Origin of the sequence: Sphaerobacter sp. (genome assembly GCF_019683595.1) — a bacterium.
Taxonomy (GTDB): Bacteria; Chloroflexota; Chloroflexia; order Thermomicrobiales; family Thermomicrobiaceae; genus Sphaerobacter.
In genome coordinates, this window is record NZ_JADGHZ010000121.1 from 1 (window position 1) to 11076 (window position 11076).

Genomic DNA, 11076 nt, shown 5'->3' on the forward strand with positions numbered 1-11076 from the left:
GGGGGGGGCGGGGTTTTTTTTTAAACCCCCCGGGGGGGCCCCCCGCCCCCCCCCGCCCCGCATGAACAGGCACGCGGGCGTCCTTGCCCGGCCTCAATCCGGGAGATCACCCCTCACCCCCCAACCCTCCTCTCCCACAAGGGGAGAGGGGGAAACGGCCCTCTCCCAACATGGAGTTTGACGAGATACGGGGGCACACCGGAGCCGACCCCGTCGCCCATTCAGGATGACACGCGAGAAGTCGCGGACAGAAGGCGGGTCTACCGGGTGACCTTGTCAAAGTCCATATTGGGAGAGGGGAGCGATGCACGAGGCCGGACGCGGCTCTGTGCGACGCCCGCTCCTTGTCGCGGCCCCGCTAGCCCTGCCGGAGCGCGGAGAGCAGGTTGGTGGGGAAGATGTCGATGAGGGAGATCAGCAGCAGGAGATCGCCCAGGGCGAGGATGACCAGCAGCGCCAGCGGGGCGATCAGGCCGACCTCCTGCAGGTAGGTTCCGATCCCGCCGAGGTTCGTGGTGGTGGCGAGATACACCAGCCAGCCGATGACGACGAAGATCGTGCCCAGGAGCTGTGCGTTGGCGTAGGGCAGGTCGTTGGCCACGAGGATCGCCAGGTTGAGGATCGTCAGCACCAGGCCCGGCAGCATGAACAGCGCAACCGCTGCCCACATGGTATGCGTACTGCCAACGGCCCCCCAACCGTTGGCCGGGCGACGCATCTGCGGCCAGGCGCCCTCCACGAACTCTTCGATCGCTTCGAGGGTGAAGAGCATGGCCAGGCTGAGCCCGATGAGTAACCAGAGCCGCGGGTCCAGCAGCACCCTGTACTCCTCGTCGCGCCCGGCGCCGACGCCGGCGACGTTCCAGATTGCCCCGTTGATCCGCCGCCGTCAGCGTAGCAGACGTAGAAAGTCCTGGCAACACCTGGGCCGCGGTCACTACTCCTGCGCGGAGAACCGGCGCACGGCCAGCGCGATCATGATCATGCCGAAGGCGAGCACGACGACCATGTCCAGGAGCGGCGTCATGTGCACACCGAAGACGGTCAGGCCCAGTTGCTCCGCCGGGAGCGAACCGGCTCCAAGCACCAGGTGCCGGATGGCGTCCACCCCGTAGCTGACCGGGTTGATCCGGGTGAAGGCGGTCAGCCAGCCCGGCAGGTTCTGCAGCGGGAAGAGCGCGCCGGACAGGAAGAACAGCGGCATCATCAGGAAGTTCATGATGAGCTGGAAGCCCTCCATGCTCTTCATGCTCACCGCGATCAGCAGGCCGAGCGAGCTGAGCGCGAAGGCGGTGATAAACATCACCGGGATCAGGGCCGCCACATGCCCGAGCGAGAGCGACACGCCCACGAACGGCGCGAAGATCAGCATCAAGATGCCCTGGACCATCGCCGTCGTCGCGCCGCCCAGCGCCTTGCCGACCGCGATGGCCCAGCGGGGCAAGGGCGCCACCAGCACCTCCTTTAGGAAGCCGAACTCGCGGTCCCAGACGATCGCGATGCCGCTGAAGACGGCGGTGAACAGCACCGCCATCGCGATGATCCCCGGGAAGATGAACTGGACGTAGCTGACACCCTCCTGCCCGGCGGCGCCGCCGCCCAGCGGGCCGATCGACGCCGACAGCCCGGTGCCGAAGATGAACAGGAACAGGATGGGCTGGGCGAAGCTGCCGATGATCCGGGTCCGATCACGCGCGAAGTGGAGCACATCCCGGTACCACAGGGTGACGATGCCGTTGAGTGCCGCGCTCCAGGTGCTGGGGTTGGTCCGCGGGGACCGCCGCTCGGTTGCGATGCTCGGGGTTGCCATGGCACTCACCTCCGCTGACGCATGCGCATCATCGCGCGCATCCGGTCCATGCCGGTCACCTCTTCGTCGCGAATCGCCCGGCCGGTGAGGCGGACGAAGACATCGTCGAGGCTGGGCCGGTGCAGGCTGATCGTCTGGATCGGCACGCTGAGCCCCTGCACCAGCCGGGGGATGAACGACTCGCCCTCCGGAACCTCCAGCCGGAGTACGCCGTCGAGCACGATCGGCTCCAGGCCGAAGCCGGCCGTGATCTCCCGGGCTGCTGCGTCGTTGTCAGGCGTCTTGAGCGTGATCACGTCCCCGCCGACCATCGCCTTCAGCCGGTCGGGCGTGTCCAGCGCGACGATCTTGCCATGGTCAATGATCGCGATCCGGTCGCAGCGCTCGGCCTCGTCCATGTAGTGCGTGGTCAGGAACAGGGTGATCCGGGTCTCGGTGCGGAGCTGCTCCAGATAGTTCCAGATGTGCTGGCGCGTCTGTGGGTCCAGCCCGATCGTCGGCTCGTCCAGGAAGAGGACGTGCGGCTGGTGGAGCAGGCCGCGCGCGATCTCCAGCCGGCGCTTCATGCCGCCGGAGAAGGTCTTGACCAGGTCGTCGCGCCGCTCCCAGAGATCGACCATGCGCAGCAGGCGCTCTGCCTGTGGCTCCCAGCTCCCACGTGGGAGGTTGTAGATCCGCGCGTGAAAGGCCAGGTTCTCCATCGCGGTCAGATCGTTGTCGAGGCTGGAGTCCTGGAAGATGATGCCGATCGAGCGGCGCACCCCGGCCGGGTCGGCGACGACGTCGTGGCCGTTGATGACGACGTGCCCCCCGCTGGGCCGGAGCAGCGTACAGAGGACACCAATGGTCGTCGACTTCCCGGCGCCGTTCGGCCCCAGGAACCCGAACAACTCGCCCTCGTTCACCGAGAAGGAGATTCCGTCCACGGCCGTGAAGTCGCCGTAGCGCTTGACCAATTGATCGACCCGGATGATCTCTTCGGCCATGCGTGCATCCCCCGATGTCGTGTCGTGCAGAGCGGGCGGCGACCACGACGTGGCCGCCGCCCGCAACGTGGCCGGTGTCTGGCTGGCGTGGGGTTAGTCGTCCGCCCCCACGGGAGCAGGCGGCTCCGCGACCTCCTCCAACTGGGCGACCTCGGTGCTCGCCTCCACCCGGTTCGTCTTCCGCAGCGGGATCTCCTTTAGGAAGAAGCACGACACCATGGCAAGGACGAGCGCGATCGTCGTCACCACGAACAGGTCCGTGATCGCCGTGGCCAGGCTCTCCCGGATCGCGAGCATCACCTGCCCCAGAATCTCCTGCCCCTGGGCGCCGAACCCGGCAAACATCTGCTGGATCGCCCCTCCCGACTCCGGCGCCATCAAACTCTGCGGGTTCTGCAGGGCCGCGAGCTGCTCCGGCGTCAGTTGCGCCCGGAGCTCCGCCGGGACGTTGCTCGCGAAGACCGCGTTGTAGCGGCTCGTCATCACCGTGCCGAGGACCGCCACGCCGATCGTGCCGCCGATCGAGCGGAAGAACTGAAGGCTGGCGGTCACCTCGCCCAGCTTCTGGACCGGGAATGCGTTCTGGGTGATGATCGTGAACAGGCTCATCGACACCCCGATCCCGAGACCGGTGATGACCATGTTGCGGACGACGACGCCGTCGCTCACGCTGGCATCCATCCGGGACAGCAGGAAGGCGCCGAGCGCCCCGATCCCGAAGCTGACGATCGCGAGCACCTTGTACTTGCCGGTCCGGGCGAGGAGCTGGCCACCGACGATGCTGCTGGCGATGAAGCCGAGCATCATCGGGGTGAGCACCACGCCGGAGTTGGTGGCGGTGTTCCCGACCACCCCCTGGATGAAGAGCGGCAGGTACATCACGGCGCCGAACATCCCCGCGCTCGCCAGGAACGAAGCCAGCACCGACACGGTGAAAATGCTGTTCTTGAACAGGCTCGGGCTGATGATCGGCTCCGCCACGCGGCTCTCCCAGATGAACGCCGCCACCAGCGCCACCGCGGCGAAGGCGAGCATCCCGATGATCTGGACGGACCCCCAGGGGTACGTTTCGCCACCCCAAGTGAAGGCCAGCAGGAGCGGGACTGTGCCCAGGATCAACAGCGCGGCACCGATATAATCGATGCGGTGCTGCCGACGGCGGGCCATCGAGGGAATGGCCAGCCCGGCAGTGACCAGCGCAACCGCGCCGATCGGCATGTTCACGTAGAAGACCCAGGGCCAACCCCAGTTGTCGGTGATCCAACCACCGAGGGTCGGGCCGACGATCGAGGCGAGGCCGAACACGGCGCCCGTCAGCCCCTGCCACTTACCCCGCTCCGACGGCGGGAAGACGTCGCCGATGATGGCGATGGCGATCGGCAACATCGCCCCGGCGCCGAGTCCCTGCAGGCCCCGGAAGAGAATGAGCTGGGTCATCGACTGGGACATGCCGGACAGCGCCGACCCCGTCAGGAACAGGATCATCCCAACAAGAAAGAACCCCCGCCGGCCGTAGATGTCGGACAGCTTGCCGTAGATCGGCACGCTCACGGTCGATGCCAGCATGTAGGCCGTGAAGACCCAGGCATAGTGCTGCAACCCGTGCAGGTCGGCGATGATCTGCGGCATGGCGGTGCCGACGACGGTCTGATCGACCGCGCCGAGGAGCATCCCAAGCAGGACGCCGATAACGATAAAGACGAGCCGGCGCTTGCTTACCGACTCGCTAACCGGTTGCGGCGTCTCGGTGCTCGCTTCCCGGTGCGACGTTTCAATCATGAACCTGTCTCCCTAGTCTTCCGAATCGTCAGGCTGTGCCACGGTCCGCTGCGCCGTAGCGAGCTCGGGAGGGGGCCGTTCCCCGCCGCCTCCGCAGTCCCGCGGCGGGACATCGCGCTCAGCGGCCACCGCCAGTGCGGTCATCCCCCGGAGCAGGGCCGCGATGTCGTCGTTGCTGAGGTAGCCGAGCCAGCCACGCATCCGTCCGTGCCCACCGTGGCGCATCTTGTTCACGAGTTCTTCCCCGGCAGGCGTGATGCGTACCACCATGCGGCGCCGATCCGCCGGATCCGACTCGCGCGTCGCGAGGCCGGCCTGAACCAGGCGCTCGACAAGGTGGCTCGCGGTTGGTAGGCTTACCCCTTGCGCCTCTGCGACCTGGCCCATGCAGACCGGCCCTTCACGGGCCAGCGTGAAGAGCGTCCGCAATTGCGCCATGGTCAGATCGAGCTCTCGCCAGACCGGCTCGCTGACCTGGTGCATAACGCGCACGATGCGACTGTATTGATCCAGCACGGCGTCGATCAGGATGTCTCTGGACTCGGCCACGCGGCCACCTCCTCAAAGCGCAACCCGGCGAGGATACCAAATCGCTTCGACGAGATCAAGGTATTCGAAGACATGGAAGGAATTGGCGTGGGGGTGGAGCTGAGCAGGGACCACTCCAGGCAGGGAACCATTTTCTCTCCCCCGACGTATAGATAATCAGAGAGGGTCCTCCCCCACTGATCCCACGACCCTCTCCACACTCGAACGGAGCGATCCCCGCTCCACCCCTCCCCTTCCCGCGCAGATCGGGCCTCACGGCCCGATCTGCGTACGTGGGCTGTCCAGAGGATCACCGGGATCGTGGCCGGCTCCCAGCGTCCGGCATGTGCCCGGGGCTAAAGCCGCTGGGCACATACCACAGCGCAGGAACCATCGCACCACCCACCACGCGCACGCGCCACGGCGTGGAATCCTTCATGCCATCCGTACCGTGTCCCAATCACGGCACGGAGCGACGCCGTCGCGCGGCAGACGCGGCGCGATAACAAAGCGGCGGCTCGGGCCGCCGCACTCCAAAATGCTCTTGCCGGCTTGAACCGGGTTTCATTGTCAGCCCGAGCGTTCACCCCCGGGCATGGGCCGCGGCGCGGGGACCGTTGCGCCACTCCGGCTGGACACGCGTCGCGGCTCCCCCTACTCCACGGGGCTCGAGGCCGGTTCGACTGTGGCTGTGGCTTGGGTGGCGGCCTCTTGGCGCCGCAGTTCCCGCACCCGGCTGTCGAGCCAGCGCGAGACCCGCGCCCGCTCGGGTACCAGTCCCTTGGGGCCGGCGAGCAGGACGATCACGATTAGCGCGCCGATGACGAAGTCGCGGAAGAACGAAATGCGGTCGACGATGTACACCGGCAGCTTGAAACCCTGGATCTGGAGCGTGATCGACCAGAAGCCCCAGACGACGAAGGTGCCGACAATCGCGCCGATGTTGTTGCCGCTGCCCCCGAGCACCAGCATGGCCCAGATGATGAAGGTGCCGAAGAAGTGGGTGAACGTCTCGGGCGAGATGGCGCCCTGCTGGAACGCGAAGAACGCGCCGCCCGCGCCCATGATCGCCGCACCGAGCACGAACCCCTGGACCTTGAAGGCGAACACATTCTTGCCGCTGGCGGCAACGACGTCCTCGTCCTCGCGCAGCGCCCGTAGCACGCGGCCCCAGGGCGAGCTGATCCCGCGCTCCACCATCAGGTAGACCAGGAAGAGCATCGCCAGAGCCAGGCCCAGGAAGACGAAGCGGTACACGTTCGGCTCGAACCAGCCGGCGAAGGGCCGCGGGATGCCGGTCAGGCCGCGCGTGCCGTTGACCAACCAGGTTTCTTCGATCGTTACCCGCCGCAGCACCTCGGCCACGCCGATCGTCGTGATCGCCAGGTAGTCCTCGCGCAGCCGCAGCGCCGACAGCGCCAGGAGCAACGCCAGCAACGCCGAGGCCAACGCCGCCGCCAGCACCCCGAAGACGAAGGGGAGCCACTCCCGGCTGTCGAGGAAGGGGAGAAAGGCGAGCCGATCCCCGAAACCGCCGACGTACTGCACGAACTCGGAGTCGGCGGGCGACTTGGTGACGATCGCGGCCACGAAGGCGCCGACCATGAAGAAGCCGACCACACCGAAGTTGAAGATACCGGTGTAGCCCCACTGCACGTTGAGCCCGATGGCGATGATGGCCAGGATCGCCACGGTCGTGACGAAGGGGACAAGGAAGCCGATCACGGCCGTGACGCTCCCGCCGGAGTGGATCAGTGGCAGGAGGATCATTGCGACCGTGACGGCCGCGACGATGAGCTTCGTCGTCTTCGATGCTTCCTTCACGACGCTACGCTCCAAACAGTCCACGCGGCCGAACCAGGATCACCAGAATCAGGACGACGAAGGCGATGGAGAACTTGTAGCCCGGGCTGAGCGGGCCGACCGTCACCGCCACTTCCTGCAGGACCCCGACGACCAGTCCACCCACCAGCGCCCCGTGCGGGCTCCCAATCCCGCCCAGGATCGCGGCGGCGAAGACCGGCAGGAGCAGGATGAACCCCAACTCCGGCTTGAGCTGCGACTGGAGCGCCAGCAGAACCCCCGCGACGGCGATCAGCCCGCCGCTGACGAGCCAGGTGGTGCGCACCACCGCTTCGGTGTCGATGCCGCTAACGCGCGCGAGATCCGGGTTGTCGGCCATCGCGCGCATCGCGCGGCCGGTGGTCGTCCGGTAGAGGAGGAGGTACACGGCCACGGCCAGCACGATCGCGGCGGCAACGATGAAAAGCTGATCGGTGGGGATGCGCGGCCCGCCGGGGAGCTGCAATGTCGGGCGGATTCCGGAGACGTAGAAGCGGGGAGTCGGCCCCCAGATCATGAGTACGAGGCTGCGCATGGCAATCGCCACGCCCAGGGAGACGATGGCGAAGATCGCCAGGCCGGCGCGTCGCTGACGCAGGGGCCGGTACACCCAGCGGTCGACCAGGATCAAGATCACGGCGGCCAGTGCGGCCGCGACGACCATCGAGAGCAGCAGGCCGTAGCCGAAGGAGAAGCGCCAGATCGGCTCGGTGGCGCCCGGTAGGTCGGCGAAGCTCCAGGGCACGCGCACGTCCGTCCCGCGCGTACCGACCAGGTTACCCGAGAGGACGAAGAAGGCCAGGTAGGCCGCCAGCATCATCGAGTCGCCGTGGGCGAAGTGGGCGAACTTCAGCACGCCGTAGATGAGTGTCAGGCCCAGCGCCCCGAGCGCCAGCACGCTGCCGACGACCAGGCCGGCCACGAACTGGCTCGGGTGCGTCAGCGCGCTCCAGATGACGAACAGGCCGATCGCGCCGAAGAGCACGACCGAGCCGGCCGCGTCACCCAACCGCCAGAGCCGGGCTGGTGCGGCCTCGACCCGTGGCGAGACGGTCTCCGTAGACATACGGCTCCTACTCCCCCAGATAGAGGCGGCGCACCTCGTCACTCTCAAGGAGCTGGCGCGCGTCACCTTCGAGTCGGTTCTCCCCACCCGCCAGCACGTAGCCTCGGTGGCTGAGGCTCAGCGCCTGGCGCGCGTTCTGCTCGACCATCAGGATGGCCGTTCCGGTGGCATTGATTTCCACCACCTTCTCGAAGACCATGTCGACCATCTTCGGCGACAAGCTGGCCGACGGCTCGTCGAGCAGCAACAACTGCGGGTCGAGCATCAGCGCCCGTGCGATCGCCAGCAACTGGCGCTGCCCGCCCGAGAGCCGCCCCGCGCGTTCGTTCGGCCGCTCGGCCAGCACCGGGAACAGACTGAAGACCTGTTCCATCCGCTCCCCGCGGCCCCCGTCCCGCGCGAAGCCGCCGATCTCCAGGTTCTCTCGGATGGTCAGCGAGGGGAAAACGTTGTCGGTCTGCGGCACATAGCACATGCCGCGGCGGACCAAACGATCCGGCGACTCTCGGGTGATCTCCTCCCCGGCCAGCAGCACCCGGCCGGTGCGCACCGGCAGCAGCCCGAAGAGGGCTTTCATCAGCGTCGACTTGCCCGCCCCGTTCGGGCCGATGATGGCGACCATCTCTCCCGGCTGGACCCGGATCGACACACCCCGCAGGATGTCGACCCCACCGTAGCCGGCGGTGATGTCGACGGCTTCGAGGAGCGGCTGAGTAGCGACGGCAGGAGCGGCGGTCATCGGTACTGCCCTCCCAGGTACGCCTCAAGCACCAGCGGGTTGTTGCGTACCTCTTCGGGCGTCCCCTCGCAGAGGTGGGTTCCCTCGCTCATCACGATGACCGGGTTACAGAGCCGGGCCACCAGATCCATGTCGTGCTCGATGATGAACATGGTGATGCCCCGCTCGTAGCACAGCTCCTCGATGTATCCCACCAGCCGGCGCATCAGCGTGCGGTTCACCCCGGCGCCCGGCTCGTCGAGCAGGATCATCTTGGGCTCCGCCATCAACGTCCGCGCCAGCTCCAGGAGCTTTTTCTGGCCGCCGGAGAGGTTCGCGGCGTATTCGTCCCGCAGCCGGATCAGGTCCACAAACTCCAGCACGGCCAGCGCCCGGTCGATAATCTCCCGCTCGCGCTGCCCGACCCGGCCGGGGCGAAACCACGCGTTCCAAATACGCTCGCCCTCCTGCCCCATGGGCACGAGGACGAGGTTCTCCAGCACGGTCATCGAACCGAGTGGTTTGGGGATCTGGAAGGTACGCACGAGGCCCTTGCGGGCAATCACGTGGGGAGGCAGGCCGTCGATGCGCTCGCCGTCGAAGACGATCGTGCCGCTGGTTGGCTTGAGAAAGCCGGAGATGAGGTTGAACGCGGTCGTCTTGCCCGCACCGTTGGGGCCGATCAGACCGGTAATGGTCCCCCGGCGGACGCGAAAGCTACAGTCATCGACCGCCCTCACCCCGCCGAATACCCTGGTGAGGTTTGATACTTCGAGGATCGCGTCGCTCTGGCCGGCAGCCGTCCCCGCCGGCGACTGCGCCGCAGCCGTCAACTGTACTCCCTCCTCACACCCACCAATCGGCACAGTCGTGCCGCTGACTCAAAGCAACCGTGGATGGGCGTGCCTGCGAGGCACGAACCCTCGACGGCAAATCGCTCGCTGTGGTGATCGCGCTGTGTGAAGCTCAGCGGCCGCGAAACAGATACAATCGTGACCGTGATGCGATAAGCATACACGGCAACTTGACAGTCGGCAACGGTCTGCCGATTCACGCGCCGGGAGCGGCCGGCAGAGCCCGGCGTGCTATACTCATCTCACCAAGCATCGCCGGGAGGCCAGGGAGCAAAGCATGCAACCAAATATGAAAATGCTTCAGCAGATGCAGAATCGACTGCTGAAGATGCAGCAGGAGTTGGAAGAGGCCACGGTCGAGGGCTCGGCCGGGGGCGGGGCGGTGCGCGTTGTGGTGAACGGCACGCGCACGGTCAAGAGCATTTCGATCGATCCGGAGGCCGTGGACCCGGACGACATCGAGATCCTTGAGGACATGGTCCTGACCGCCATCAACGACGCCATGGCCAAGGCGGAGCAGCTTGCCGCCGAGAAGATGGGGGCCATCACGGGAGGCCTGAACATCCCCGGGATTATGTAGACCCGCGCGTGGGTACCCGCCCATCCCTGACACCGCGCAGGGCGGGTACGGGTGGCTGCGACGCGATCGCGGTCGCCACTTGCGGGTTCCGTACGGTTTCCCACGTTCATCGACGGGTGAGCAAGGTAGGAGCACGGCCCTCGCATCTAACCTCGCTCACCCGCCTCGTTTTGCTCACTCCACGCTGATCCACCGTTGCCCCGACCCCCGGTCCCCCTCCGCGAGATCCCGGCCTGGTGGAACACGACCTGCATGGCCTACCCGAAGGACCGCTCGCGACTGGGCGGGCGAGACACGAATCGGTTCATTGCGAGCCACGCAGGCATGCGAGCGAGACAGGTCGGCCAGTCGCGCTCCGGCGCCCCTGGCGGGGACAGGTTGCCGACCCAGGAAGGACCGAGCGACCCCGACGTTCCGACCCGCATCGTGGCTCGCACCCGTGCCGGGACCGGGCCAGCCACACTGTAGCGGTTTCGTAAGCTCGCCCGTGGCAAGTGTCACACCAATCGCACGTGAGCGATCCATACTGGCAGGTGCCGGGTCGGTTCGCCGGGGAAGGAGAGGGCCAGCCATGGTTGACGAAGATCTGCGACAGCGACTCCGAGAGACGAAGGGCTCCGAGGTGGCGGCCTGCGATGTCTGCGGCCGGACCGTACCCCGGGCATCGCTGGTCACGTACTCGCGCGCCCATCCTGCGGTGGAGCAGACCGAGACGATCCTGGTCTGCCCTGAGTGCGCCATCGAGATCGAGCAGGGGGAGATTACCCTGGACGACGAGTTCGGCAGCGAACCTCCGCTGACCCGCCTGATCTAGCCTCCCGGCGCGCCGGCGATGGCGCGCCGGCCCCGGGGGGGGGGGCCCCCCCGGGGGGGCCCCCCCCCGCGGCCCCCCCCCCCGGGGGTTTTTGGCCCC

Annotated in this window: 11 protein-coding genes; 2 read left to right on the top strand and 9 right to left on the bottom strand. The window is 67.0% G+C overall.

Annotation, left to right across the window (positions count from 1 at the left end; genetic code table 11):
- Window positions 1–358 precede the first annotated feature (358 nt).
- The 9 genes from IRZ30_RS12205 to IRZ30_RS12245 form a co-directional block, all read right to left on the bottom strand.
- Window positions 359–820: a hypothetical protein gene (locus IRZ30_RS12205; RefSeq protein WP_294085487.1), complete on the bottom strand. Its 462-nt coding sequence runs from the start codon at window positions 818–820 to the stop codon at window positions 359–361.
- Window positions 821–937: 117 nt separating this feature from the next.
- Window positions 938–1810 carry an ABC transporter permease gene (locus IRZ30_RS12210; protein ID WP_294085489.1) on the bottom strand — a complete coding sequence of 291 codons (873 nt, stop codon included), beginning with the start codon at window positions 1808–1810 and terminating at the stop codon, window positions 938–940.
- A 5-nt stretch (window positions 1811–1815) separates the two neighbouring features.
- A complete protein-coding gene (locus IRZ30_RS12215) occupies window positions 1816–2796 on the bottom strand; it encodes an ATP-binding cassette domain-containing protein (RefSeq protein ID WP_294085490.1) in 981 nt (326 codons plus the stop codon).
- A 93-nt stretch (window positions 2797–2889) separates the two neighbouring features.
- Window positions 2890–4575, bottom strand: coding sequence for an MDR family MFS transporter (locus IRZ30_RS12220; protein WP_294085492.1), 1686 nt, complete (start codon window positions 4573–4575; stop codon window positions 2890–2892).
- A gap of 12 nt (window positions 4576–4587) precedes the next feature.
- A complete protein-coding gene (locus tag IRZ30_RS12225; protein WP_294085494.1) occupies window positions 4588–5124 on the bottom strand; it encodes a MarR family transcriptional regulator in 537 nt (178 codons plus the stop codon).
- 633 nt (window positions 5125–5757) lie between these two features.
- Entirely contained in the window at window positions 5758–6927 is a 1170-nt protein-coding gene (locus tag IRZ30_RS12230; RefSeq protein WP_294085496.1) for a branched-chain amino acid ABC transporter permease, read from the bottom strand.
- Between the two features lie 4 nt (window positions 6928–6931).
- Entirely contained in the window at window positions 6932–8011 is a 1080-nt protein-coding gene (locus tag IRZ30_RS12235) for a branched-chain amino acid ABC transporter permease (RefSeq protein ID WP_294085498.1), read from the bottom strand.
- Between the two features lie 7 nt (window positions 8012–8018).
- The gene (locus IRZ30_RS12240; protein ID WP_294085500.1) at window positions 8019–8750 is read right to left on the bottom strand and encodes an ABC transporter ATP-binding protein; all 732 of its coding nucleotides are present in this window, start codon (window positions 8748–8750) and stop codon (window positions 8019–8021) included.
- Window positions 8747–9508, bottom strand: coding sequence for an ABC transporter ATP-binding protein (locus tag IRZ30_RS12245; RefSeq protein ID WP_366945346.1), 762 nt, complete (start codon window positions 9506–9508; stop codon window positions 8747–8749). The genes IRZ30_RS12240 and IRZ30_RS12245 overlap by 4 nt, the downstream gene beginning before the upstream one ends.
- A gap of 352 nt (window positions 9509–9860) precedes the next feature.
- Between IRZ30_RS12245 and IRZ30_RS12250 the strand changes: the two genes are divergently transcribed.
- Window positions 9861–10163, top strand: coding sequence for a YbaB/EbfC family nucleoid-associated protein (locus IRZ30_RS12250; RefSeq protein ID WP_294085504.1), 303 nt, complete (start codon window positions 9861–9863; stop codon window positions 10161–10163).
- A gap of 571 nt (window positions 10164–10734) precedes the next feature.
- Window positions 10735–10977, top strand: a complete 243-nt coding sequence (locus IRZ30_RS12255) for a hypothetical protein (RefSeq protein ID WP_294085506.1) — start codon at window positions 10735–10737, stop codon at window positions 10975–10977.
- Window positions 10978–11076 lie beyond the last annotated feature (99 nt).